General features: G+C 39.5%; 25 protein-coding genes. 14 read left to right on the forward strand and 11 right to left on the reverse strand.

What is annotated here, in order from left to right:
• Both DI060_RS14835 and DI060_RS14840 read right to left on the reverse strand, forming a co-directional pair.
• Nucleotides 1–672, reverse strand: a complete 672-nt coding sequence (locus DI060_RS14835; RefSeq protein WP_108977726.1) for an HmuY family protein — start codon at nt 670–672, stop codon at nt 1–3.
• A gap of 11 nt (nt 673–683) precedes the next feature.
• Entirely contained in the window at nt 684–1,253 is a 570-nt protein-coding gene (locus DI060_RS14840) for a hypothetical protein (protein WP_135355068.1), read from the reverse strand.
• A 232-nt stretch (nt 1,254–1,485) separates the two neighbouring features.
• On the opposite strand from DI060_RS14840, the gene DI060_RS14845 reads away from it, so the two are divergent.
• Both DI060_RS14845 and DI060_RS14850 read left to right on the forward strand, forming a co-directional pair.
• Nucleotides 1,486–3,927 (forward strand): sensor domain-containing protein, encoded by a 2,442-nt coding sequence (locus tag DI060_RS14845; protein ID WP_108977728.1) that lies wholly within the window; start codon nt 1,486–1,488, stop codon nt 3,925–3,927.
• A 30-nt stretch (nt 3,928–3,957) separates the two neighbouring features.
• On the forward strand, nt 3,958–4,920 hold the full coding sequence (locus DI060_RS14850) for a M23 family metallopeptidase (protein ID WP_108977729.1): 963 nt from the start codon (nt 3,958–3,960) through the stop codon (nt 4,918–4,920).
• Here DI060_RS14850 and DI060_RS14855 read toward each other — a convergent pair.
• Nucleotides 4,900–5,937, reverse strand: a complete 1,038-nt coding sequence (locus DI060_RS14855; protein WP_244594432.1) for a hypothetical protein — start codon at nt 5,935–5,937, stop codon at nt 4,900–4,902. The two genes, DI060_RS14850 and DI060_RS14855, sit on opposite strands and share 21 nt — an antisense overlap.
• On the opposite strand from DI060_RS14855, the gene DI060_RS14860 reads away from it, so the two are divergent.
• The 3 genes from DI060_RS14860 to DI060_RS14870 all read left to right on the forward strand — a co-directional run bounded on the left by DI060_RS14860 (nt 5,936) and on the right by DI060_RS14870 (nt 8,603).
• Entirely contained in the window at nt 5,936–6,520 is a 585-nt protein-coding gene (locus tag DI060_RS14860) for a hypothetical protein (RefSeq protein ID WP_108977730.1), read from the forward strand. The two genes, DI060_RS14855 and DI060_RS14860, sit on opposite strands and share 2 nt — an antisense overlap.
• A 58-nt stretch (nt 6,521–6,578) precedes the next feature.
• Nucleotides 6,579–7,592 (forward strand): flagellar motor switch protein FliG, encoded by a 1,014-nt coding sequence (gene fliG / locus DI060_RS14865; protein WP_108977731.1) that lies wholly within the window; start codon nt 6,579–6,581, stop codon nt 7,590–7,592.
• Nucleotides 7,593–7,658: 66 nt separating this feature from the next.
• Nucleotides 7,659–8,603 carry a glycerophosphodiester phosphodiesterase family protein gene (locus tag DI060_RS14870; protein ID WP_108977732.1) on the forward strand — a complete coding sequence of 315 codons (945 nt, stop codon included), beginning with the start codon at nt 7,659–7,661 and terminating at the stop codon, nt 8,601–8,603.
• Here the strand turns inward: DI060_RS14870 and DI060_RS14875 are convergent.
• The 4 genes from DI060_RS14875 to DI060_RS14890 are packed head-to-tail and all read right to left on the reverse strand — an operon-like array spanning nt 8,600 to nt 13,321.
• Nucleotides 8,600–8,899 carry a TRL domain-containing protein gene (locus DI060_RS14875; RefSeq protein ID WP_209452054.1) on the reverse strand — a complete coding sequence of 100 codons (300 nt, stop codon included), beginning with the start codon at nt 8,897–8,899 and terminating at the stop codon, nt 8,600–8,602. The two genes, DI060_RS14870 and DI060_RS14875, sit on opposite strands and share 4 nt — an antisense overlap.
• Nucleotides 8,900–8,934: 35 nt before the next feature.
• The gene (locus DI060_RS14880; protein ID WP_108977734.1) at nt 8,935–9,234 is read right to left on the reverse strand and encodes a TRL-like family protein; all 300 of its coding nucleotides are present in this window, start codon (nt 9,232–9,234) and stop codon (nt 8,935–8,937) included.
• Nucleotides 9,235–9,251: 17 nt separating this feature from the next.
• Nucleotides 9,252–11,894 carry an aminopeptidase N gene (pepN, locus tag DI060_RS14885; RefSeq protein ID WP_108977735.1) on the reverse strand — a complete coding sequence of 881 codons (2,643 nt, stop codon included), beginning with the start codon at nt 11,892–11,894 and terminating at the stop codon, nt 9,252–9,254.
• Between the two features lie 8 nt (nt 11,895–11,902).
• Entirely contained in the window at nt 11,903–13,321 is a 1,419-nt protein-coding gene (locus tag DI060_RS14890) for a peptidoglycan recognition protein family protein (RefSeq protein WP_439956924.1), read from the reverse strand.
• On the opposite strand from DI060_RS14890, the gene DI060_RS14895 reads away from it, so the two are divergent.
• The 3 genes from DI060_RS14895 to DI060_RS14905 are packed head-to-tail and all read left to right on the forward strand — an operon-like array spanning nt 13,272 to nt 17,003.
• Nucleotides 13,272–13,769 (forward strand): hypothetical protein, encoded by a 498-nt coding sequence (locus DI060_RS14895; RefSeq protein ID WP_167837022.1) that lies wholly within the window; start codon nt 13,272–13,274, stop codon nt 13,767–13,769. The two genes, DI060_RS14890 and DI060_RS14895, sit on opposite strands and share 50 nt — an antisense overlap.
• 14 nt (nt 13,770–13,783) lie before the next feature.
• Nucleotides 13,784–15,391 (forward strand): GMC family oxidoreductase N-terminal domain-containing protein, encoded by a 1,608-nt coding sequence (locus tag DI060_RS14900; protein ID WP_108977737.1) that lies wholly within the window; start codon nt 13,784–13,786, stop codon nt 15,389–15,391.
• A gap of 52 nt (nt 15,392–15,443) precedes the next feature.
• Nucleotides 15,444–17,003: a tetratricopeptide repeat protein gene (locus DI060_RS14905; protein WP_369689628.1), complete on the forward strand. Its 1,560-nt coding sequence runs from the start codon at nt 15,444–15,446 to the stop codon at nt 17,001–17,003.
• Here the strand turns inward: DI060_RS14905 and DI060_RS14910 are convergent.
• From DI060_RS14910 to DI060_RS14925, 4 genes are read right to left on the reverse strand one after another with little or no spacing between them, the layout of a single operon-like run.
• Entirely contained in the window at nt 16,975–17,694 is a 720-nt protein-coding gene (locus tag DI060_RS14910; protein ID WP_108978157.1) for a type I 3-dehydroquinate dehydratase, read from the reverse strand. The two genes, DI060_RS14905 and DI060_RS14910, sit on opposite strands and share 29 nt — an antisense overlap.
• A gap of 4 nt (nt 17,695–17,698) precedes the next feature.
• Nucleotides 17,699–18,667: a KpsF/GutQ family sugar-phosphate isomerase gene (locus DI060_RS14915; RefSeq protein ID WP_167837023.1), complete on the reverse strand. Its 969-nt coding sequence runs from the start codon at nt 18,665–18,667 to the stop codon at nt 17,699–17,701.
• Complete coding sequence (locus tag DI060_RS14920; protein WP_108977739.1) at nt 18,664–19,203, reverse strand: UpxY family transcription antiterminator; 540 nt, start codon at nt 19,201–19,203, stop codon at nt 18,664–18,666. Before DI060_RS14920 ends, DI060_RS14915 begins: the two co-directional genes overlap by 4 nt.
• Entirely contained in the window at nt 19,190–19,678 is a 489-nt protein-coding gene (locus tag DI060_RS14925) for an LIC_10042 family TonB-like protein (RefSeq protein ID WP_108977740.1), read from the reverse strand. Before DI060_RS14925 ends, DI060_RS14920 begins: the two co-directional genes overlap by 14 nt.
• Before the next feature lie 99 nt (nt 19,679–19,777).
• On the opposite strand from DI060_RS14925, the gene aroC reads away from it, so the two are divergent.
• From aroC to DI060_RS14955, 6 genes are all read left to right on the forward strand, one after another.
• Complete coding sequence (aroC, locus tag DI060_RS14930) at nt 19,778–20,908, forward strand: chorismate synthase (RefSeq protein ID WP_108977741.1); 1,131 nt, start codon at nt 19,778–19,780, stop codon at nt 20,906–20,908.
• A 9-nt stretch (nt 20,909–20,917) separates the two neighbouring features.
• Complete coding sequence (locus DI060_RS14935) at nt 20,918–21,643, forward strand: response regulator (RefSeq protein ID WP_108977742.1); 726 nt, start codon at nt 20,918–20,920, stop codon at nt 21,641–21,643.
• Between the two features lie 60 nt (nt 21,644–21,703).
• The gene (locus tag DI060_RS14940) at nt 21,704–23,155 is read left to right on the forward strand and encodes an NADH-quinone oxidoreductase subunit G (protein ID WP_108977743.1); all 1,452 of its coding nucleotides are present in this window, start codon (nt 21,704–21,706) and stop codon (nt 23,153–23,155) included.
• Nucleotides 23,142–23,669: a NuoI/complex I 23 kDa subunit family protein gene (locus DI060_RS14945; RefSeq protein WP_108977744.1), complete on the forward strand. Its 528-nt coding sequence runs from the start codon at nt 23,142–23,144 to the stop codon at nt 23,667–23,669. Before DI060_RS14940 ends, DI060_RS14945 begins: the two co-directional genes overlap by 14 nt.
• Complete coding sequence (locus DI060_RS14950; protein ID WP_108977745.1) at nt 23,670–24,653, forward strand: hypothetical protein; 984 nt, start codon at nt 23,670–23,672, stop codon at nt 24,651–24,653.
• A 65-nt stretch (nt 24,654–24,718) separates the two neighbouring features.
• A complete protein-coding gene (locus DI060_RS14955) occupies nt 24,719–25,933 on the forward strand; it encodes an acetyl-CoA C-acetyltransferase (protein WP_108977746.1) in 1,215 nt (404 codons plus the stop codon).
• Nucleotides 25,934–25,975: the final 42 nt, after the last annotated feature.

Here is a 25,975-nt window from a genome sequence, read left to right on the forward strand (position 1 = left end):
TTATTCAGAAAGTCTTTTCCAACGTATGGTAGGGTAGCCTGAAGTTCCTGCATCACTGTAATAGGATTCCATCCTCACAGCAAAGTATTGATTGCCAGTTCCACTCCGAACAATGTAGACAAGACCTTTTGTTGTCAGATTCCCAATTTGGTAACTGAACCAATCTGTTAGAATCGAGTTCCCCACAAACTCACCGACAGCTCCGCCAATTCCTTGCGTACTTGTTCTTGTGTCTGAGACAAACTTGTCATCGGAACAATTTTGAGCGGCCCTTGCAGTTGAGGCTGCTACACTCACTGATGTCAGAGAAGAGAGACAAACGGCACCTCTGCCAGATGAGTTTGTCCCCCCGCCGTTGGTTGCGATTTTGTATCGATTGAAGGCGATATCCCAAGAAGTGCTACTTGCTTGTGAGGCAGGTATTTGGGAATTTGTCTGCATGCTAAAGTAAATGTAAAAATCTTGGTTGGTGCTATTGATTCTAGTTAAAGTTGTGCCTTCCACATCCGCTCGAGAAAATACAATTTTATCGAGCGAATTGGGGTCGTTGGCTCGGATGAGATTGATAAGATAGGCATTTGTGAACTGTGTCGACTGAGAGATACTCTCTTTTTGACGTGCACAGTGTACAAGTGAACCTAAAAGAAAAATACTTACCAGAATTCTCTTCAATCCAATTCTCCTTATGGGTTTACAGTGTAGGTAACTAAGGCGTTCTGACCTCTAGACGGAATCGCGTAGAAGAAATAGTAATAGGTACCAGTTGTGACAATAGTCGTCGTGATCGTGCTTGTGAATTTATGTGATGTTGCAAATTCGCTACTTGAATCTGAAGCTGTCGTTGTAAATCCTGAGTTATAGGATAGGGCAGAACTTGCTGCCAATGGGCAAGCGTCAGATTTATAGAGAATTCCGAAGGCATTCCCTGCGAGTGTGACGGTCGTTGGACCCGTAACTGTGAATTTGATCGCGGAAGATTGGTGACCAATGAGAGGAATGGTGCTGATGCGGGAAATGGTGCCCGTTTTTGAGGCTCCAGATACGGTAAGGTCAGTGACAAATGTAGAAATCGAGCCTCTACCGCTCGTATTTACGACACAATCTCCTGCCGAAGAAGTGCCTGCTGCTAATAAAACTAATAAATTAGTGGTATCGTCGTCGTCTTTGTCTTCTTTACAGCCACTGAGCAATGTAAATGACATTGCTGTGAGAAGGCAAATAAGAAGGAGGTTTTTTGTTTTTGTATGGTTCATTAGATTCTCCTTTGTCCAAGGTTCAAATTTGAGACTGAGATTCAAGAGCATTTTACTGGATAAGTCCTTTTTTTTCAAGCCAGACAATTTGGTGACACTCCCAAAGGGTAGGCAAGAAAATGTGCCGTATAACGGGCAGTAGGCTTTACGCTCTTTATTTTCACTCTCCGAAACGGAGAATAAAAAAAATCAATTGTAATGAGAAGTATTTTTCGTCATTTATTCTTAACACATGTCCTTCCAAAGACTCACGATTTACCTCGAGAAACACAGCTCGGATTTCTTCTCTAAAATTCAAGGGGACATAAAAAATTTAGCAGATTTAAATGAAGTTTTCCTTTTAGAACCCAATGATTTAGCTTCCGTCGAGGCCCATTTGGGTTCAATCATATTGCTTTGGTTAGATGAAGAGACATTAGACAAACAAAAATACCTGCTTGAAAAATTCCCAGAAATACCTTACATTCTACTTTCGACAAAAGATATCGATGAGGCGGTTCTTGCCAGAACTGGCCACCCTACGAAATTATTTCTTTCGGAGACTACCTATTCCCCACTTCTCTTGCAGCTAATGTTGGATTTCGCTGATCGATTTGTTTCAGACATGAATCGGTCCTTTGAATTTGATCGTATGAAAGAGAAAATAGCAGTTCTAGAAAATGTGTTCGAAGAATCTCTAGACATCCAAATTCAAGTAGACCCAGCCTCCAAACACATCATAGGCATCAATAAACAAGCTCTCAATATTCTTGGTTATGAGCGGGAAGAGCTCATTGGCAAAGACTTCTCAGTGTTAGTTCCACCTATCGATCTTACAGAAGACCAAGAGTTTGAAGGGAGTATGATTGCTGGAAGTGCCCTTCGAACCAAAAGTGGGTTTATCATCCCGACTGAGTCTTCGTTTCGATTATTTCCTGCGAATGGAAAAATGGCTATCTGGACTACCTTTCGAGACATTACGGAAAGAAAGAAAGCTCAAGAGCAGGTAAAAACTCAAAAGGCTTTTTATGAGTTTATCTTGGACAATATAGACTCGGACATATCTGTGTTGGACACCGCATATCGTTATGAGTATACAAATCCAAAATTGGTTTCTAGCAAGGAGATTCGAAATTGGTTGTACCAAAAAACCGATTTTGATTTTGCAATGCGGATGAACTATCCGCCCGACTTTGCAGAAATCAGGAAAAAGTATATCGATATCGCTATTCGCGAAAATGATATCGTAGAATTCGAAGAATTGATCCAAGATGATCATGATGATAAAAAATATGTTTTAAGAAAGTACATTCCAATTACTGAAAATGGAACTCATAAAAGACGTATCATTAGTTATGGAATTGATATCACTGATCGAAAGTTAGCAGAAGAAAGGATTTCTTATTTAGCTTATTATGATGCATTAACTGGACTTTCAAATCGTACTTTGTTTGTGGACCATGCAAACCAAGCTCTCAAAAACCCCAATTCAAAACAAACTCTTACTGCCTTTTATTTTTTCGATATTGATAACTTTAAGTTTATTAATGATACCCTTGGGCATGCAAAAGGCGACATGCTTTTACAGATGGTTGGCGCACGATTGAAACGTATTATGAACGAAGTAGATACTGTTGCTCGCTTTGGTGGAGATGAGTTTGCTGTTTTAAAATTGGGACTTGAGAATAAAGGAAAAGCTGCTGAATTTGCCCAAAAAGTATTAGATATACTGAGCCAACCTTTCCATATAACAGGCAGAGATCTTTATACAACCATCAGTATGGGAATTTCCTTAGCACCAACGGATGGCGAGAATGCTCAAGAACTTCTTAAGAATGCTGATATGGCTATGTATAAAGCGAAAGATGTCGGTAGAAACAACTTTCGTTTCTACACTCCAGAACTCATTGAAAGGTCTGAAAAGCGTCTTTATATAGAGAACTCACTCAGAAAGGCAATTCAGAATGACGAACTCATTCTATTCTTCCAACCTCAGATTTCTACAGCCACTGGAAAGGTCTGTGGAGCGGAAGCCTTGATCCGATGGAAACACCCGGAACGAGGTTGGGTACCGCCTGGAGAGTTCATTCCAGTAGCAGAGGACTCAGGGATCATAGAAAAAATTGGTGATTGGGTTTTGGAAGAAGCATGCCGCAATAAACGAAAGTGGAATGATATGAATCTAAATGGATTCAATATTAGTATCAACGTCTCCGGTAAACAGTTAAAACGAAACAATTGGGCACAACGCGTTGAGGCAACAATCAATCAGTTCGCGATTAAATCCGAGGAAATTGAATTAGAACTTACAGAAAGTTCGATTATGGAGAACCCGGAAAAGAGTATCGAAGCTTTTCGATACCTTTCCAATTTAGGTGTGAAAGTTTCAATTGATGACTTTGGAACTGGGTATTCTTCCCTCTCCTATCTTAAAAAAATTGATGCAGACAACTTGAAAATTGATAGATCCTTCGTGATAGATATTGAAACCAATGAAGATGACAGAGCTATCTGTAGTGCGATTGTCAACATGGCTGTCTCGCTTGGAATGGAAGTCATTGCGGAGGGAGTTGAAACAGAAGAGCAAATGAAACTTCTTAAATCAATTGGATGTCATATCATACAAGGTTATTTTTACAGTAAACCTCTCCCTGCAGAGGAATTTCTAAGCTTCGTAAAAAAAATTAATACATAGAAATCAATCTCAATACCGATTTCTTTACTAATGAGACTTTCGATTATTGTCATTTTCCTTTTTTCTGCGGTGCAATTGATAAGTGCAGATGTGAAAAAAAAGGCATCTAAAAAACCAACACCAAAAGAAAATTCAAATTACTTTGTTAAAAAAGAAGAGAAGAATTTTTCTCTTTTGTTAGAGGCAAGGCGGTTTGGAAGAGGTGACGTAATTTTTTTCAGACTCACCCCAAAAGACCAAAAATGGATACATGAATCATTTAAGGTTGTCTGGATGGGAAAAGATGTATATCTAACCAAACAGGAAAAAAGTTTTATTGCATTCTTTCCGATTTCTCCTGATTTTCCTGGTGGACCGATGACATTGGATATCCATTCCAAGATTTTCTTTGTCAAACGAGGCACCAAAACGTATCAGATTGATCTAGAACCAACAAAGTTCCAAGTTATTAAAAATAGAACTTTGAAAGTAGAAAACAAATTTGTTTCAGAAGAGTTGTCTCAGGAAACATTGGATTTTATAAAAAAATGTAAAGAAGCCAAAGAACAAGCATTTGGCTCTGTAAGCAAATTGCAATTTGCTACAAACTTTAATTATCCCTTAGATGAAACATTCATCACAAGTAGGTTTTATGTTCGCAGAGACTATAATGGAAAGAAAGGTCGGCCACATGGAGGGGTAGACTTCCGAGGAAAAGTTGGCACTCCTATCAAAGCAATCCAAGATGGCACAGTTGTTTTGGCGCAACCTATGTACTATGAAGGCAATTTTACCATCATCGACCATGGAAATAAAATTTTCACCTTCTATATGCACCAAGAGAAAATCGATGTAAAAGTTGGAGATAAGGTGAAAAAGGGACAAGTGATCGGGACAGTTGGCTCAACAGGTATGTCAACAGGACCTCACCTTCACTTAGGAGCAAAAGTAGCAGATACTTTGGTTGACCCACTTTCGTTATTGGTGCTCACCTCAATCGCTGAAGCGAAGTGATTTTAAGATAGATAAGATTCCTTCTTCATGGACTTGGTCTTTTTCCAGATTCTCAGTGATGTGAAGAAGTATCTTATCATGTCGATTGTTTTCCAATAATAGGAAACCTGTTTTCGCATAACGCGGGCGCAACAAATCAAAGAATGTCCAATACTTGCTTCCTAGGTTCAAAATTGTTTTATCTTCCAAAACAATTTCTTGCAAATCCTCAATCTCAGCTTTGCTTACTTGTATTCTTAAAAATTCAGAAATGTCTCGATTGGCTTCTTCGATTTCAAAGGGAACGTACGCAGGAAAGTAAAACATACGAATAAATGGATAACGATTTGGATCCTGTTCACTTGATCCTATGATACCAGCTATTTGCCCCACTCCTGTTTGGTTCTCTAAGCTCAGATCGGATGCTTTAAAGAAAATGAACTCTTCAGGCAGAGTAAATCCTAAATGTATTTCCTCATTCCAATAATTGCGATCTTGGACTACCCAATTGTTCACATCCACTTCTTCAAACTTAAATTTGTTTTTAAAAAGTAAATAAGAAGAAACGATCTCTACTGATTGTAAGGCTTTGAAAGATACCAAGGAAGTACCTATCAACAAAAAGGATACAAATAGTATTCTTACTATAGCCTCCATTTGAAGAAAACGAAGTATCAAAGTGAAAGAAATACAAATAAAGAAAAAAACCTTTCCAGCGCGAAATTGAAATACATCAGAAAGCCAAAGAGAGAAAATAAAGATAATTCCTGCGAGCAACTCAAAGCCAGGGTGAAACGGATTTTTTACATAGATACCGATTAAGTACAAAGTGAGATAGATTAGAATTGTGCTACAGAGGCTTGCAAGTGTTACAAGAGAAAGGATGTAGTGTATTGGTAGATGCCATTCATGATAGATAAAAAATGGAATCGAAATGAAATGAAAGATAATGACAAGTTGTACTGTACGTGAATTCTTAGTTAGCTTTTGAAAGATTTCTCTTGCAGCATTTAAAAATCTATGGAGGCTTTGTCTCATGACCGCAGTATTTCAGTTTATCGAAAAAATCCAAAAAGAAATCCAAGACATCCAAACAACCATCCTGGAAATGCAGAAAAGTTGGCAAAACTTCAAGGAATTCTGGGATTCTTTCTTTAATATCCTACCCTGGGAAGTTCTCCTATTATTGCTCTTTTCTGTCATCCTCCTTTCCTTGTTTAATTCACTTTCTCCTCAAACGCCCAAAGCGAATCTCACGGTGGCCATTGTCATCTTGTCTGCGCTCTGGATATACTTTTGGTCTCTATTCGCAAAAGAGGTTTCCTATTCCAAAGTCATCCAAACGGCTTTGTATATTTTGGTTCCTCTTCACTCCCTTGGATTGGTCCAATTGCTCCTTCATTTTGCAAAGAAATATTACTGGAAGAAACGGAGGACAAACCCAAAAGACTGGGAGTCAGCACTGTTCCAGTTGGGGCATGATTACCATACATTTGCTTCCTTAGCCCACCAATCCTTCCAAAATGCAGCAGAAAACCGTGATGTGCTCAAAGGAGAGCTGGCTAAAATGGAACAATCATTGTCAGGTCTCAAACGTCTCTTAGAGGGAAATGGAAAATAACTCGTTGTTTTTTCCCTCTTTGCCGATATTCTAAGTAGTACGGAAATCGGATCGATCTATGCTCAATAAAAAACCGACACTCACCGGTAGACAGAAGGCTGCAATTTTTTTGGTTGCAGTGGGCAATGAAGTTGCATCAGAAATCTTCAAACATTTACGTGAAGATGAGATCGAACAAATTACCTTCGAGATCGCCCGATTAGATAAGATCACACCAGAAGATAAAGAGAAAGTCCTCGTAGAGTTCAATGAACTCATGATGGCTCAGGAATTTATCACCAATGGTGGTATTGATTTTGCCCGTGGCCTTTTGGAAAAAGCTCTAGGTAACCAAAAAGCAATCGATATCATCAACCGACTAACGTCAAGTTTACAGGTTCGGCCCTTTGACTTCATTCGAAGAACTGACCCTGCTCACTTATTGAACTTTATCCAAGGTGAGCACCCACAAACGATAGCCCTTATTTTATCTTATTTAGATCCACAAAAAGCATCCAATATCCTTTCTAATCTACCTCACCAGATACAGGCGGAGGTAGCAAAACGGATAGCAACGATGGATAGGGTGTCTCCAGATGTTTTACGCGAGGTGGAACGAGTACTGGAACGAAAACTTTCGACTCTCGCCTCGGAGGATTATACTTCTGCGGGTGGTATTGATTCCGTTGTTGAAATTTTGAACTTGGTAGACCGAGGAACAGAAAAGACCATTATTGAAGCTCTAGAAGAAGAAGATCCGGAACTAGCGGAAGAGATCAAAAAACGAATGTTTGTCTTCGAAGATATTGTATTACTCGATGACAGAGCTATCCAAAAAGTCATGCGAGAAGTTGATAACACTGATTTGGCAAAAGCACTTAAGTCCGTTGACTCCGAAGTGCAGGATAAAATTTTCAAAAACATGTCAAAAAGAGCGGCGAATCTTTTGCGAGAAGACATGGACTTTATGGGTCCTGTTCGATTGAAGGACGTCGAGGACGCCCAGCAAAAAATTGTAAATATCATACGTAAGCTAGAAGAAGCGGGCGAAATCGTCGTGGCACGTGCGGGCGAAGACGAACTGGTAGTCTAGTTTTTACTAAAAAATCCTTTGCAGTTTCCTTGCCCGATTCTATTCTCTTCTGGCTAAGGAGTCACAATGAATTTGCCTTTACAACTGATCATCGCCCTCACCATTTCCATATCATTTTGGAACTGTGGTTCTGTTCCTACAAAAGTAAAACCTATCCGTGAGAGTTTAGATCTGCAGGGACATCGTGGGGCTAGAGGTTTAAAACCTGAGAATACCTGGCCGGCCTTTGAAGAAGCTATTTCTCAAAATATGGTAACCTTGGAACTCGATACTGTGCTTACCAAAGATAAAAGAATTGTAATCCACCATGACTCGGAAACAAATCCAGTGATTTGTGTGAATCCGGATGGAAGCGAAATACAACGGATATCTTTGTACGAATTAACTCTGTCTGATTTGCAGAAACTAGATTGTGGAAGCAAAAAGAATCCTGCCTTTCCGAAACAAACACCCGTTCCAGGAACAAAACTTCTGAGCATTGAAGAATTTTTTCAAAAAATGGCAGAGATAGAAAAGAAAAAGAAACAAAAGTACTTATTTAACATAGAAACCAAATTTCCAGATAAAGAAATGGTAGAAGATTCCATAGTGGAAGAACATACACTTTTACTGGTATCTGCGATCGAAAAAGCAAAAGTTGCAGATCGTTCAACCATTCAATCTTTTGATCTAAGGACTCTACCTTATGTTCAAAAGAAAAATTCTAAAATTAGAACGAGTGCTCTCTTTGCGCCCACATACTTCCAGGGCTTTTTGATGACGATCGGTTTCGGTAATGGATATCGAGATACAATACTGGATAAAGCAAAGGGAATCAAAGCAAATATCATTTCTCCGTACTTTCTGTATGTAACACCAAGTTTTGTTGAAACGGCTCATGCGAGTCAGATCGAAGTGATACCTTGGACTGTGAATTCTATAAAAGAAATGAAAAGACTAGAGAGTTGCGGAGTTGATGGAATCATATCAGATTATCCAGATATGTTACGTGAGACATTTTTAAAACCTTAATTGCCACTCACTACCGTGCACAAAGTTGTATAAATGGATAAGAAATTTTTTACTTCTTTGTGCATTGATTTTATTTGCGTAATGCCTGCTTGTCTCGCCGCTGCCTCTGTACTACTATCGCCATTGCTAAAAAAGAAAAAGTATCGAGTGATACATGCTTTACCGATTTTAGTACTGGCATTGGGTTGTGTATTTTCAAAGTAGCCAAGTTTATACTCTGCATATAAGATACCTCGTGGACCGACACCCTGTGTATTTCCAAGATTTATACATTGCAAATACAAACTAACTAGCATCAGTAAGTAGTGTCTCTTCAACGAAGATCTAATTTTCATGGATTCCCTGAAACGATGACACACAAGGATGCGTACAGTCCTGTTAATTGAGTCGTTTTCCAATGTACTTCAGTCACGGTCGAAATTTGAGCCTGTTTTTTTGCACTTTCAATACTGGCGTCACCAAACGCAAAAAGACCTAATATAGAATGAGTACATCTTGTACTCTCTAAAGACGAATTTTCTCCATTTGAAAAAATGCCTATTCTTGAATTTGAATAAAGAAAACCGAAGGGTCCATAGCCTGGGGATGCGCAGGAGAAAAGGAAAAAAAGAGAAACAAGAAAAAATTTCATTTTAAATGCTGTATTTTTTATTTCGCTAATTTTCTCATTCGAATGCAACGCTCTTCTAAATCGATCTGCTTTTTTAGAGTTTTTTTGATCGATGCAGGTAGCTTTGGATGCGATTGAACAAATTTACTTAAAATTGTTTTTGATTCTAGATTACAAAAATCGGGTGCTAAAGCTTTTGAGATGCCATCTAAATAATTTTCATCATCCTCTGGTCCAAAATTGGCCAAAGTGTCCAAGAATGGTTTTGTAAATTGCATCTGTATATCTTTTTGGTAGATTGGAAATAAATGGTATGCGATTACTCGTAGAGTACTTGTTGAATATTCTTCGGACTTTTGCTTTAAAACCAAATGAAACCACTTTTCTTTTGAGGAAAGGTCTGGCTTTGCAGCTAACACAGAATAATATGAATTTTTTCCTCGAGAAGATGTATCTAGCTTTCTTTCTTTTTCTAAAATACTTTCAAAATTAGGATCATTGAATCCTAGAGAACTTAGTTTGATGAGGATCGACCAACGGAGATCTTGGTCTAATTTTAATCCTGGAATCGTAATATTGCCAAGTAAAACATTCCAAATTTGTATGGCCTCTTCTTTTCCATACACAGAATCTAAATAGGAAAGGAACCAATATCGTTGTTCATCGGAACTTGCTACTTCTTCTTTTAAACCGTCCCAAAGAAAATTCGAAAGTTCTTTTAGATCTTTTTCACTAACAGATGTTTCTTTCCAAAATCGACTTGTGAAATAGGAATACGAGCGATCTGAGGATAGATTTGATAGGAGCCATTTTTTGATTTTTACATTTTTTTCGTGCGGAAGAACGGCTCTTGCAAGTTGATAGAATTCATCAAATGAGACAAGTCCGTACTTCACTTGGTCCCAATAGTTTGACCATAAGATGAGACGCCGAAAGGAATCTGTATCATTCAACAGAATTTTTTGGAGTGCTTCTATTTGAGTCCCTTTCCAACGCCAAATGACAAAGTCATGGTCTTCATCGTTGAGAAGAACAAAATCAGGGCAAAAAGAAACCTTTTCTACAAAACTTGTATTTCGACCGGTATACACGAGCGCGAGAGATTGAAAGTCTAGTTTTGTGGATGTTTGACTTTCATTGATTTTATACAATCCAATTTGAATTTTATGGTCTCGGTAACGATTTTGTTCTCCTTCTGCAAATTGAGTTATGCTCCAAGAAAGGAACTGGTCTTTGCAAGAATAATCGAATTTAATCGCATTTGTTCCCTTGGTTTCTAGCCAATCTTTTGACCATTTACGCAAAGAGAGACCACCAGCTAATTCGAGTTCGGTGAGAAAATCCAATAAAGATGAATTTGAATACGCATATCGTTTCAGGTAGGACTGAACTCCTTTTTGGAAAACCTCTGGGCCAAGGAAAAAGACCAATTGTTTTAGGACCGAGGCACCTTTTCCATAGGTGATTCCATCAAATTGTATAAAGGCTTCCTCAGTATCTTTTACTTTTGCCTCGATGGGGTGATTTGTACTAAAAGAGTCTTCTAAATAGGCCCATTGTTTCATCTTTTCAAAGAAAGATTCCCAAGTTTCTTTGAACTCAGAATTTTTTTCCTGGGCTAAACTAGCCATATAGGTTGCGAAGCTTTCATTCAACCATAAACCATTCCACCATTTCATAGTGACTAGATTTCCAAACCACATATGAGCCATCTCATGTAAAATAACGTCGGATAAATTCTCTTTTTGTGAGCGTGTCATGGGACTACGGCTAACAAACCTCTCAGAAAAAGTAACCGCTGCTACATTTTCCATAGCGCCAAAATTAAATTCAGGAACGATTACTTGGTCGTACTTTTCAAACGGATAAGGGAAATCAAAATAGGTAGGAAAAAATCCGAAGCCATCTTTTGTGTATTGAAACCAAAGTTTAGGGTCAACATACCTTGCTAATGACTTTCGGATAAATAGCCTAAGTGGAATTTGTTCGTATTTGTCTTCCCAGACGGTATATGGCCCTGCATGCAATGAAAAAACATAAGGAGATATCTTTTTTGATTTTGAAAAGGTATGTCTAGTTTGAGAGGAATCATCGGGATTCGGAAGGATTGAGATAGGCAATGTCGTGGATATAACCTTCCATGAATTGGGAGCATCGACAGTTAATGAAAACGTCGCCTTTAGGTCAGGTTGGTCAAAACAGGGAAACATTTTATTTGCATGAAAGGCTTCAAACTGAGAATACAGATACATCTCTTGGTCTTCTGGATCAGTAAATGTATGTAAACCATTGCCTGTTCTCGCATAGGGTGTTTTGAAAGCTAAAGATAGATCATTTTTGCCTTTTTGAATGTAATTGCCATCGATCAGTAAGTATCCTTTTTCAAGCTTTATATCTTTACTTACATCCTTTCCGTTTACAATAATGGATTGAATATCTCCTTCAAAGTAATCCAAGCGGATTGTATCTGACTTCCAGGATTGGAAATTTAAGGAAAGTTTTCCCTCAAAATAAGATTCTTTTGTGAGTTTAATATGAAGGTCGTAATGGATATCAGAGAGGAGGCTGGCTCTTTTTTCCGCATCTTTTTGTGTTAGATGGTAATGGGAATCATACTGAGAGCAATGGCATATCAAAAAAACCATTCCAAAAAATATCAAAGGCTTAAATACATTTTTCATTTTGGATCCTAAGGTTGAAAAGATTTATATAAGATAGCCCAATCCAAAGAGCTGCGATTTTTCCATTCTGATTCAGGAAAGTATTTCCCTCCAATCGAATTTAGTATGAGTTCCATATATTCTTCGCCTGGATCGAAATCTTTCGCGTTTAAAAAGATGGAACCGCCCCATCGTTTTTTTGCTTGTGTATGGCTGAAGATCCCGGAGAGAGATTGAATGTCTTCATTATTGAGCGGGATTTTATATTTTTGAGCTAATTCAAGAACAAGGACTTTCACTTTTTCCGTTTGTTCCGGTTGTGAGATCAATTCTGCAGTGTCCTTTGCGATGATTTCAATTTGTATACATTGGTCATTCGTACCTGTTGCTGCCGCCGCTCGGTCTTCTAACGAATCTACCAATTGGTAAGCCTTTCCATTTTTATCCACCATCAGAGTGGCAGTGAGATTTCTATTTTCCAATGTTTTCAAAGACTGAAAATAATCGGAGATAGCAGTGTAATGTAAGACAATGCAAGTTGGTTTAATTTTGCCTCTAAAGGTATACTTGACTCGGTAAGCTTCCGTTGGATACCCATTCACATCTGATTCTATGCTTGGTAGAGAAACCTTTTCTGGTTTTGAGATCCCTCGTCCGTTCGTAGGAAAGAAGGTCTCTTGGAGTCTTTGTTTGTTTTCTTTTTTTAGTACCCAACCTGATTCATACCTTTGGTACCATTGATCTTCTTCTTTATACTCGCCTCCAATGTTTATCAATAGTCTCTCCAATGCTTTTTCACCTCCACATGGTGAAAAATCTACAAAACCACCAAATCGTCGTTTGGCTTGGTTGTGAGTGAAGACCCCTTTTTGGGAAATGATGTCATAGTTTGACTTAGGAATTGCAAAGGATTCTGTAAGCTCCTTCACAAGAGTCTCCATTCGTTTGCTTTGGATACTATTTTGTAGAAGCTGTTCTTGGCTACCTTCGTATGCTATGTGTAAACTGACCACATCCATACCAGGGGAAGCGGCATATACATTTTGAAAGGCAGATGGATCCCAGTACACCTCTCCTTTTTTATCTATTAGGAAGTGGATAAAAAAGCCGTTCTCCAAGGAGAGTTTCAAATACTCCGTGCTTGGTTTTTTATCTGTCGAATGCAAAATAATGGCGCTGATTTGTTGTTCTTCTCTCTTTGCAATAGGCTTCCAGCTATTAAGGTCTTTGGGAGAGAGTAGGGTTGGAATAGGTTTTAGATCCGTGAAGGCTTTCAAAAAGCCTTCCCCTCCTTTTCGAAAAAAGGGAAAACAGGAGAGAGAAATCAGGAAAAATAATGAAAAAAAGACAAGTCTGTGGCAAAATAGCAATGGAATTGATAACAATAGGACGGTCTTCTTGGAACCCTTTACTCTCAGTCGAAATCGATTTTTCAAATTTACACTCAAATGCATAGCTCTCACAACAATATCTTTGAAAGGGGTCAACTGCGGACCTGGCCTTTCTACACCAAAATTGCGTGGTATCTCAGAAGAGGCATATCACAATTTCAGGGCTCTGCAGGAAGTGATCTTGGACGAAAATCCTATCAAAGATTTTGATTTGGGCTTGGCATTAGACCAATACATTTACGGTCACCCCTATCCTCTCGAAACCGAAGACGTCTTATTATTGTTAACTTCTATCCCTTCCTCTTATTTGGTTGCCTTGGCTCTTGACTTTTCATTCACCCCTCTCGTAAAACTTCCGCCGAAAGAGAGAATGGAGAGGCTGATGTCTTGGAAAAAGTCGAGTCTTGCAATGAAACGAGGACTTTACTTTATATTGAGACAGTTTTCATTCTTTTTGCTAAGCTCATCGAAAGAGTACCAACAATATGTTGGATATGCCGCCTAATAAGGAAATACTATATGGGAATACCACAAGAAAATAGCCAAATCATAACCCCGAAAAAACACGAACAAATCATTAAAGAGAATGCTATCAAAGATGGAAAATGGAAACTGCAAGCAGATGTTGTCGTCATTGGCTCTGGTGCTGGAGGTGGAGTAGCCGCAGCAGAACTTTCCAAGGCAGGTTGGAAGGTGATTCTCATTGAAGAAGGCTCTTATTTTACGCCAGCACAATTCAATTCTGATGAATTCATTTCACAAGCAAGACTGTATCGTGATGCAGGCTTTATTGTTTCCGAAGACCAAACGATATCTATTTTACAGGGTCGTACTGTTGGAGGTTCCACAACCATCAATTGGCAAACTTCCCTCTACCCACCTATCTACGTGACAGATGAGTGGGAAAAAAGGTTTGGTTGGAAACCTGTCTCAAGAGAGGTCATGGACCCCTTTGTAAGTGAGGTACACGAACGATTAGGTGTACACGATGTACCCAATGAACTAGTGAATGCCAATAACAATGTTTTACGGGTGGGAGGCAAAAAATTAGGATTAAATCCACAGATTCTCAAAAACAATAACAGAGGTTGCATTGGTCTTGGTCGATGTGGCCTTGGTTGTCCAATTAACGCAAAACAATCTGCATTTTTAACATGGATTCCTGATGCTATTTCGAATGGCGCAACCGTTATCTCCAATATGAAAGCTATCAAAATCGAAGATGGCAGCATGAAACGAGTCTATGCTGAGTTTATGCCAGATGCATACGAACAAGCACCGCAAGTTCATATTGAGTCTTTGGAGATTTCAGCTCCGGTCGTCATTGTGAGTGCTGGTGCAATTGAGGGTCCGGCACTCTTACAAAGAAGTAGTCTTGGAAATGATTGGGTGGGAAAGAACCTTAAGGTCCACCCAACCTCTACAATTTTTGGAAGATTTGACCAAGAGATTAAAATGTTCCAAGGGCCACCACAATCAATCGTCATCAAAGACGGACACAATCAAAATGGCACAGGGTATGGGTATTGGTTAGAAGCCGCACCCTACCGCCCAACTCTTGCCTCAGCATTGTTGCCGTTTGTGGGCAAACAGCAATTTGGAGTTGTGAAGAACTACAAAAATTTAAATGCGGGCATCGTACTTGTTCGTGATGGTGCAGCGGGTCAAGCAGATGCATCGGTGAAGTGGAGCTTTGGTAGAAGAAAAGTTTACTTCAATCTAACTAAAGAAGATGGCCAAAATATGCTGAGAGGATTGAAGGCACTTGCCGAAATCACCGTCGCAGCGGGAGCAAAAGAGCTTATCTTTCCATTTAGCAGAATGGAAAAACCATACCAAGTTGAGAAAAACGCAAACTTTGACTGGGTGTTACAAGAAAGTATCCAATCAGGTGACCTCTCCGTTGGATCAGCACACCCACATGGTTCCATTCAATCTGCTAGCACAGAAGAGATGGGAGCGGTTGGATTAAACTTAGAGTTATATGGGCATAAGAATATTTTTGTCATGGATGCCTCAATTTATCCTACAGGTTTGTCAGTAAATCCACAGATTACAACAATGAGTTTAGTACTTCGTGCAGCAAGACAGTTAGCACAGGAGAAAAAGCAAAGGACTGAGTTGTAAAATTTTTTAAAAATCCCTTTCTTTCCCATGACTTTCGGACAGTTTGGAATTTGTGGGAAAGTGGGTTTGTATTCTTGTTTCGTTTCTTTGGTTTTTTTCGATTGGAGCGGAGGAGAATCCAATCCTAAAGGACGCAAAGAAAGCTTTCGCTAGAAAGGCATATTCGGAAGCGATCAAAAAATTTGCAAAGTATGCTGAACTACATCCAAATGATGGAGAACCATATATGTATATGGGATACATATATGAGTACAAAAAAGATTATCCCAACTCTATACAAAATTTCAGAAAAGCTGCTGAGTTAAATCTGGAGAAATCCCACAAAAAGACTGTATTGCTTAAGCTTGCACTTTTCTTCAATTACCACCAAGATTGGAACGCTGCCGCAACGTATTCCTCGCGGTACTTAAAATATGACCCACAAAATGAAGAAGTGCAAAAAATATATAACCGCGCTATAGGCAACCGTGGGAATCCAAATTCCAATCACACAGCCTATCACGTACCTCAAAAACAACCCGAGCCTAAACAAGAACCCAAACAAAACCCTAAAAAACAAGCCTCGCCTGATACTGATTCAGATGAGGTGAGACCGAGTGCAGAATATGAAGAAGAATTAAAAAACAATCCCAATCAAGAAGAACTTCGTTGGGAATACGTACTTGCCTTATTTGAAGAAAAGAAATATGATTTAGCAGAAAAGAATATTCTACTATTAATAGAAAAAAATCCAAATCGAACTAGATATCATTATAAACTTGGAATCGTTAAACTCAGAAAAGATGATCCAAAAGCAGCAATCGAATCCTTCGAACGAGCCCGTAAAAATCCTTTTTCTAAGGATACCAATGTCTTTTTGTATTATGTATACCTAAATGAGGGGATAGCCTATCAAAAATTAAAACAATTTGATATGGCAGAATCCTCTTTTCAGTCTGCTTATAAACAGGTAAATAAAGATACACCTCTTCTAGCACTTGCAAGACTTTATCACGATAAATCCGAATGGCAAAAGTGCGCAGAGAGTGCAGAATCGGCTCTCCAAATCAATCCGCAAATAGAATCGCACATGTTTCGATTTCTTTGTCTTGCCGAGGCTGAAAAATCTGGAACCAAATTAGAGAAAAGTTTTGAATCTTATTTCCAATACCTAGAGACAAACTTTTCAAATCCACAGAAGGCTCCCGATAAATATAGACTTGGTTTTCTTCGTTTGGCTCGCCAATTAACAGTTGTTGGTAAAGAACAAACAGCCGAAAAATATTTTTCTGTTTTGGAATCTGATGAGGAAGTAAACCAAACAAGGGAGTATTTATTCTATCGAGGTAAAAATCTATTTTATCTCAATAAAATAGATCCAGCAATCTCTTTACTTTCTAAAGTGAATCAATCATCTGCTGCTTCTTACTTATTGGCAAGAGCCTACGCAAAAAAAGGAGATCTGGCTTCAGTGAAAATCCATTTAAAAAATGCTGGATCTCTAAAAGATGAGTACTGGGAAACCGCTCGAAAAGAAACAGATTTCAAAGTCTTTGAAAGGGAAGAGTCATTCAAAAATTTTTTAGTGAATAAAGGTAAGGAGACTACAACTCCTCCTCTTTCGAATCCTTAATTGAATTTACTCTGAACAAATCGCCTCTCAATTTTTTAAAGGTCTCAACAGAAATTTGGCCTGGAGCCTTCGGTTCGCCTAAGGTCATATAGGTATAAGAGGAATGGAAATGATCGCCAAAGACTCTGGACATGATACCTAGTTCTCCCATACAAATTCCTATCATTGTATGTGTTTTGGAAAGGAGTTTGATATCATTTAAGAAATCAGCCGTTTCGTTAATATCTTCTGGTGTAATCGCAAACTTAAAAATTGGATTCTTCTTTTTGACAGGTTTTGCATTACTAATGAACTCTTTCATCTCTTTTGCGTAGATTGACTTTTTAAAAGAATGGTAAGAGTAAATGATGCGAAAGTTTAGATTTTCATAATTTGTGAATATAGAATCTTCTCGGTTAAGTTCGATATCCAAGTAATTTGCATTGTCATTAAAATCCTTTAAAATGCCTTCTACATCCTCTGGAAAGAGTTTTACATAAGATTTTACACTACTATCTTCCGCTCTGCGGTAAGTAAACAGTGCAGGTAAACCTAGTGACTTGATTTTCTTTTTAAGCTCTTTTTGGATATAATTTCTGGAAAAGAGATCAAGACGAATCTCTAAAACATCAACATCCTTAGTATCTTTTTTCTGAAGATGTCTCAACTCATCTTCCCCGAGAGTAGCAATAATCTTATAAGATTCAGGCATCTTATTATAGTCCTTTCTGTAATAAATCATGTAGAGATACCATTCCCAAAAGTAACCCATTTGTATCCACAACGGGGGCCACGGATATTGGTCTGTCTCTTTCTTCCATTTTTAGTAAAACATCATATGCTTTTTCAGTAGCAAAAAATGAACTTGGATTTGCATTCATTATATCTTTAGCAACAATCTCAGCTGTAATTTTTTTCGCACTTAGTGCCTTTCGAATATCAAAATCAGTGATAAGGCCTAATAATTTCCCTTCTTGGTTTACCACACCTGTCGCACCGATTCCTTTCTGTGTGATTTCTTTTAAAATTTCATCAAGAGTGGAATCTTCTCGAACCGTCGCATTGTTCTCCCCTTTTCTCATCACATCGTCAAGATATAGAGAGAGTCTCTTGCCAAGGCGACCAGCAGGGTGGTAAAGAGCAAAATCATCTGTTTGGAAATTCTTTAGCTCCATGAGGGCCATCGCGATAGCATCACCTAACATCAAGGCAATTGTAGTAGAAGATGTTGGTGCAAGAGCTAAAGGGCAGGCCTCTTTGAGAACAGGAGTTTCGATGACGAGATCGGATAACCTGGCTAATTTGGATTTTGTATTTGCAGTCAGGCCAATGATCTTTGCCCCTATTTTTTTTAACGTAGGTAAAATGGAGTTTAATTCTTCAGATTCTCCACTCTTGCCAATTGCCAACACAACGTCTTCAGCACCTACTATCCCTGAATCACCGTGAGATGCATCAGTTGGATGTAAAAAATAGGCTGAGGTGCCAGTAGAGGAAAGGGTGTGAGATATTTTTTTGGCAATATCTCCCGATTTCCCAACACCTGTTACGATCACCTTACCTTTAGAATTTAGGATGAGTTCTATGCATAATTTTATATTGGGATCAAGTCGTTCTCTAAAATATTGAATCGATTGAATCTCGTCATCTAGTGCGCGTTCAACGATAGGCATTATTTCCTTCATAGTGATAGATCCTCCCAAGTAATTTGATCCATGTTGACTTCTAAAACCGCGGTTTTGCTTATTTCATTGATGCGAACTAATATTCCGACTTTGTTTCTTCTTTCGACTATTTCAGCTTCTCGACCTGCAAAGGGGCCTAAAATGATTTTTACTTTTTTGCCCTTAATGAGTGCTTCTTCAACTCTTACTTTACTAGATTCATCTCTGTTTTCCAGAAGTGCCTTCAAGTCGGAAACTGTCGTATCGGGAAGGATAGCAGGTTCTCCTTTCGCATAGACAAAATGATTCGATCCTGGTAGTTGCAGGACCTTGATTCGTTCTTCCCAAAATGAAATCCGCACAAAGAGGTAAGACTTAAAACAAGGAGTTGAAATAACTTTGATCCGATCACTCCATTTTTTTCTTTCCGTTATGAGAGGAAGGTAATTTTCTACTTTGTACTTATTTAAAAGCCCAGATAGTTTTTTTTCTGCCCTTGGATTTGTATAAACTATGTACCAATTTTTATCCGGAATGGGTGAGTCAGTCTCCTGCATACAGTTTAAATCGAATCGGTAAAATTAGATCCTTTCCTCGCGCAGTGTCAAACTTCCATGATTCCAACTTGGTCCGAACTTCTCGTTCGAAAACTGGGTGCTGGCAGGGAGTAACCACTACCAAACTTTCTATCCCACCGTTTTCTGCAACAGTTACTCTAAACTTACATTCGTCTTCCCAACCCTGCATCCGCGCAAGCTCCGGATAGGATAGAGCATTTTGAAATTCCTCTATCTCTTCCCTTTCTGTACGCGAGCCTAATGGAGAATTGTTTTGTGGAGATGCATTGGCTCCAAGACCCAAGGGAAGCGAGTAAAGAAGTTGGGGGGAGTCTTTTGAAATACCTTCCTTTAATCGTATCTGTTCTTTTTGTTTTTGACTCCAAGGATTACCAGTGAAGAGTAAAAGTATAAAGAAATGTATGCCGAATGAAAGTAGGACATAAAAACTCCATTTTCTAGAGTGAAGGAACATAAGACAACGAAACAAGAGAGAAGAGAAACATCCAATTCCTATTTCACGAATAAAAATCTTTATTGGAGCTTTTTTGAATGAGAATTTAATGGTAGGAGTATGCCATCTACATGGGGAAAAATATTTAAAGTCTCAACATATGGAGAATCACACGGGGTCTCGGTTGGAGTTGTGATTGAGGGAGTTCCGGCAGGAAAACGATTTCCCTTTGAAGAGATTCAAAAAGACCTAACACGCAGAAGACCAGGCCAAAATGATCTCACAACTCCTCGGGACGAAGAAGATCGCTTGATCGTCGAGTCTGGTGTTTTCCAGGATAAAACAACAGGAAGTCCGATTTTACTAAAAGTAAACAATAAGAATACTATTGGATCTGATTACGATGAGATGGCACATGTCTTTCGCCCATCGCACGCTGATTATACGTATTCAGAAAAATATGGCCATAGAGCGCATGTGGGTGGTGGCAGAGCATCTGTTCGAGAAACCATTGGTCGTGTGGCGGCGGGTGGATTAGCACGAGTGATCTTAGAAGAAGAGTTAGGTGTCCAAACGATTGCTTGGGTTGACCAAATCGGAACAATTCCCTCAAACATTGACGATACAAAATATCCGATCAGTCGAGATTATGTAGATACATTTCCAACTCGTTGTCCTGAGGCATATGCCAATACCCAAATGGAATCTCTCATTAGAAAATTGCGTGATGAAGGTGATTCAGTTGGTGGTATCGTGAAAGCAATTGTTAAGAATCTTCCCCCGGGACTTGGCGATCCGGTATATGATAAGTTGGACGCTGATTTAGCAAAGGCATTGCTATCCATTTCGGCCTGCAAAGGTTTTGAGGTTGGTTCTGGATTTTTAGGAACCGAGCAGACAGGTAGCCAACACAATGATGAATTTTATATCGACCGTAACACTGGTCAGGTGAAAACTCGGACAAATAACTCCGGAGGGATCCAAGGTGGTATATCCAATGGTATGGATCTAATCGTGCGAGCTGCTTTTAAGCCTACTTCGACGATAAAAAAAGAGCAAAAAACCGTGAATGACCAAAACGAGGATACTGTTTTAAAGGCCAAAGGACGCCACGATCCTTGCGTGCTTCCTAGAGCAGTTCCCATTGTGGAAGCTGTGATTAATTTGGTGTTAGTGGATGCATACTTTTACCAAAGAGCCTTACAACCAAAGTGGCTATTAAAATATGCAAAGATGGACCAAGTTACTTGAGAATCTCAGATGAAGGTTTACCAAGTTTTATTAGCGGAAGATGATGCGAGCAATGCGGCTATCGTCATAAACTTTCTCGAAAGGTATAATTTTTTAGTAACCCATGTCAACAATGGCGTGAGCGCCTTGGCTAAGTTACGCGGAAATGAATTTGATCTCTTTGTGTGTGACATAATGATGCCGCATATGGATGGACTCTCGCTTCTGGAAAAAGCAAAAGAATATCTTCACCACACACCCACCATTATGCTCACTTCAGCCGGCGAAAAAGAAGTCATCCTCAGAGCGGTTCACAGTGGCGTTGCCGCATACCTTTTGAAACCAGTTACCGAAACCACACTCTTGGAAAAGATTTTTTCCCTACTGCACATGACAAAGGAATCATTGATCGATAAAAAAACTCTTCCTTTACAAATCGCCTTTCAATCCAACTCCATATCTGAGATTGAAATGAAACTTTCAGGTTGCCCGTGGCGAAAAGATAAGGGCCAAATTTATGAGCAATTTAGCCACTTTTTGGCTGGTAGGTCCACCTTTACCGAGTTAAAAATCATCATCGATTCTGATTTCTTTATGGAGGGAAAGGCACTCCCTATCCTAGAAGATTTCCTGGGTACACTGGCGAAGAAGACCCAAATTCGATCCAAAAATATCCAAATTGAATCAGGCGTGTTGAAGAGATTAAAACCAAGTCTCAAGGACTTCGAATGCCTCAAAGATGTATTCATAATTTAGCAAGGAAGATTTGACAGAATACTTCATTTCTAGTCTAATCATACCGAGGGGGCTTTCTCTTTGGTTAAAATCAAAATAGACGGTGTCGAATTTGAAGTCGATGAGAAGAAAAATCTAATCGATGCAGCGAAAGATGTAGGAGTGGAGATCCCCTATTTTTGTTACCACCCCGCGCTGACAGTTGTCGGGATGTGTAGGATGTGCCTCATTGAGATCGAAGGTGTCCCACGATTGCAAGCAGCATGCAATACTCCCGTTAAAGAAGGTATGGGCATCATTACAAAATCCGATCGAGTCAAAGAGGCTCGGGCTGGTACAATGGAGTTTTTGCTCGCCAATCACCCATTAGATTGTCCCGTCTGCGACAAAGCAGGTGAATGCAAACTACAAGATAACGCCTTCGGTTCTGGCACTGGACAAAGCCGTTTCGAATTTGAAAAGAGAAACGTACCTCAGGAAGAGATCGGAACCAATCTCATCATCAATCACAATCGTTGTATTGTCTGTTATCGTTGTGTTCGGTTCGAAGAGGAAAAAGTAGGAGAATCCAACCTTGGTTTATTCGAACGGGGCAATCATTCCTTAATCGGCCTAGCGAAAGATGAGCCCATCCAACACAACTTCCAGGGAGCACTTGCTGATATTTGTCCTGTCGGAGCTTTATTAAACCATAAGACACTTTTTAAGTCTCGTGTGTGGTGGTACAAATCACACAAATCGGTCTGCCATGGTTGTTCTACAGGATGCAATGTTACCACCAATGTCCGTGACAACAAAATGTATCGATATATGGTACGGGAAAATTATGAGCAAGGGATGTTCTTTCTGTGTGACAAAGGTAGATTTGACATTGATTGGATGAACGAAAACAGACTGTTTAGTTTTATGGATTCTGGCACCACCACTACATCTGTGCAAGTCTTAGAATCCATCGCCTCCTTAGTTAAAAGGAGCAAAGGCATCGCTATCATCGGCGGAGCCCATGAAACCAATGAATCACTATCAAAGATAAAATCCTTGTTAGCTGATCTTTCGAAAGAGTCAAATAATGTGAACACTTACTTTGAAGTTCGCGTTACTGATGCACAGTACAAAGACACAGAGCAGGAAGACTTTCTGCTCACAAAGGATCGTCACCCGAATACGAGGGGTGCACTTGACTTGGGATTGAGCCTGGCTGGTGGCCTAAGTGAAATCGAATCCAAAATCAAGGAAGGAAAGATTGATTTGGTTTTCTCAATCAAAGAGTCCATTCCAGATCAGTGGAGAGCTTCCGTAAAACAAGTCCATCTAGATACCAACCAAACTCCCGAGGTTAATCGGGCTCAGTTTTCCGTTCCCATCAAAATTTTTGCCGAACAAGTTGGCTCGTTTACAAACAAAAACGGCCTTAAGCAAGATTTTGAAAAATCCATGGAAGCTCCCCAAGGCCTACCGTCCTCGGCAGAATTCTTTGAAAGGTTGTTGCAAGTGATGATTTCCAAAAAGGAGGCTCTGATTGGGAACCGTTAACGTAGTCAATGTAGCCAAGCGCCATCAGTTTTCCTGGTATGAAAAGTTCTATTTTTGGTCCATCGGCAAAGGTCTTTGGATCACCTTAAAACATTTTCTAAAAGTAGCCTTTCTCAACAAACAGGTGACCATCGAATACCCAGAGCAAAAGAGAATGTATTCTACACGGTTTCGTGGAATGCATTCAATGAAAAGAGACGAACAAGGAAGAGAACGTTGCACTGCTTGTTTTTGCTGTATGTGGATTTGCCCTGCCAATGCCATCACCATTCACGCAGCGGAGGTAACACCTGAGAGACAGCATTTGCACCCAGAAGACAAATATGCAGAATCCTTTGAAATCAATTTGCTTCGCTGTATCTTTTGCGGTCTCTGCGAAGAGGCCTGTCCAAAAGGTGCCATTTATTTAGACGGAACCGGTGAAATGGCTGCGGACAATAGAGAGGACTTGATTCTCACAAAGGAAAGGATGATGGAAAAGGTCGGAGGACCTTTGATTGGCCAAAGAAATTAATTGCACTTCGTTTTTCTTTTTTTCTTAATCACTAACTTCTCTCTCTCTGCGGAAGCAAATATCATTGAAGACCCAGATGATGAGCGGAAGTTAGTTGAAAACCATTCTGTTGAAAAGCTTCGCTTTGGATTGGCTAACCACATCCATTATTATAAGGTAAAAAAAACAAAGAACACCGTCGTGGAACAGAGGTCAGGTCGAAAAAGACTATTTGACCATAATTTAATTTTAAAAGCTTTGTTTCAGGGCAATCTTTACCATAAAGAATTCGGCAATTTATCCCAGTTATTTCAAAATGCGACATTCATTGATTTTGGTAGTGCGATCTTATACGAAGAAGGGGCTGTTACCGTTCGCGATATCTATGAGGATGAATTTTTAAGAAATTCATTCTACCGAATTGTAGCAACCGACATCAATGATCCTAGTTTTGACCATACCAGATATATCGAGATCCATCTATATGAGAGAGATCCTTTTCCGTTTTCATTCAATGAAATCCCACTTCTCCTTGATGACCCTGCTTATATCCGTATCTTAACGAAAAATTATAGCGAATCGGAATCCTCCCCAATCATCTTCCGTTCTACAAATTCTGGTCCTGATTTGTTTTATACTGTGGAGGAAATGAAGGAACACTTCCGAGCGATTCTAGAGGCAAATCCGCAAAGAAATATTTTGTATTTTTTCAATCGCTTCGTGTTCTTTCGATCTGTCTGTCGGAATCAATTTCAACTCATCGGCACAATCGATGAAAAAATAGGTGTGAACCATAGTTTTAGCGCCTGGAGGTTTGTGGACTGGAACCGCCGTAGTTATAGTGAAAGCTTTCGGCCCAACCGCGAATACATCCGGACGCTAAAAGAGGGCCCAATTGCTCTCGGTGATGAATGGGACCAATTTTTATACCGCCAGGCATGTCAAATCAGACATAATGTTAGGTATTTCTCAAACAAATTTCGGAAAAGCATTACAAAAGAGTGAAATTTTAGTTCCCTCCTAAGGAACCGCGTACGTTTTTGAATTATTCCACAAGAGTGAGGTAAACCATGGGGAATTCTTATATCGTAGATGCAGTTCGTACACCTCGGGGAAAGGGTAAAAAAAGAGGGGCACTCGCTGCAGTTCACCCACAAGAGCTTTCCGCTATTACACTAAAAGCTCTCCAAGAAAGAAATGGCATAGATCCAAAAAACGTAGAAGAAGTTGTTATGGGTTGTGTAACACAAGTTGCAGACCAGGCAGCATGTATCGCTCGTTATGCAGTGATGGCGGCCCATTGGCCAAAAGATGTTCCAGGGTACACAGTAAACCGTTTCTGTGGCTCTGGGTTGCAGGCATTGAATAATGTCGCAAACCATGTTGCTTCTGGAGCAATGGAACTAGCCGTTGGTGGTGGAATTGAATCCATGAGCCGTGTAAAAATGGGCGATGATATGTTGGGTAGGGACTTTAATGTAGGAAACGATAAAATTGCAGCCCACTACAATTTGGTTCCACAAGGAATTTCTGCTGATCTTATTGCAACAAAGTATGACATCTCTCGAGAAGAGGCCGACCAACTTGCAGAAGCTTCTCAAAAAAAAGCTGATTACGCAACTAAGAACGGACATTTTAAAAAATCAATCATCCCTGTGAAGCTGGAAGATGGAACTATTGTTTCAGAAGATGAAAATCCTCGGATTGAGTCTGATTACGCATTCTTGTCAGGGCTTGCACCTGTATTTAAAACTATCGGTGAACAACAATTAGATGCTATAGCTTTAAAGTCATATCCTGAAATCAAAAAAATTAACCATATTCATACATTAGGCAATTCTTCTGGTATCGTGGATGGTGCGGCTGCGCTTCTAGTAGCAAACGACGACGGATTAAAAAAATACGGTTTAAAACCAAGAGCAAGAATTGTAGCAACGGTTGCGACTGGCGAAGACCCAACAATCATGTTAACTGGCCCAGTTTCGGCTTCTCAAAAAGCGCTTAAAATGGCAGGCCTTTCTGTTAAAGATATCGATCTTTGGGAAATCAATGAAGCATTTGCATCCGTAGTTTTATATGTAAAGAAAACTCTAGGCATTGATGCGGACAAAATCAATGTGAATGGTGGTTCGATGGCACTGGGACATCCACTCGGAGCAACAGGTGCAATCTTAGCGGGAACCGTTTTAGATGAGTTAGAACGTCGTGATCAACGCTACGGATTGATCACTCTTTGTATTGGTGGAGGAATGGGAATTGCGACAATTATAGAAAGATTAAAATAATCATTCTATAATTAGGATAATACCTTCTCCAAAAGCCAGATT

It is taken from the genome of Leptospira ryugenii, assembly GCF_003114855.1.
Taxonomy (GTDB): Bacteria; Spirochaetota; Leptospiria; order Leptospirales; family Leptospiraceae; genus Leptospira_A; species Leptospira_A ryugenii.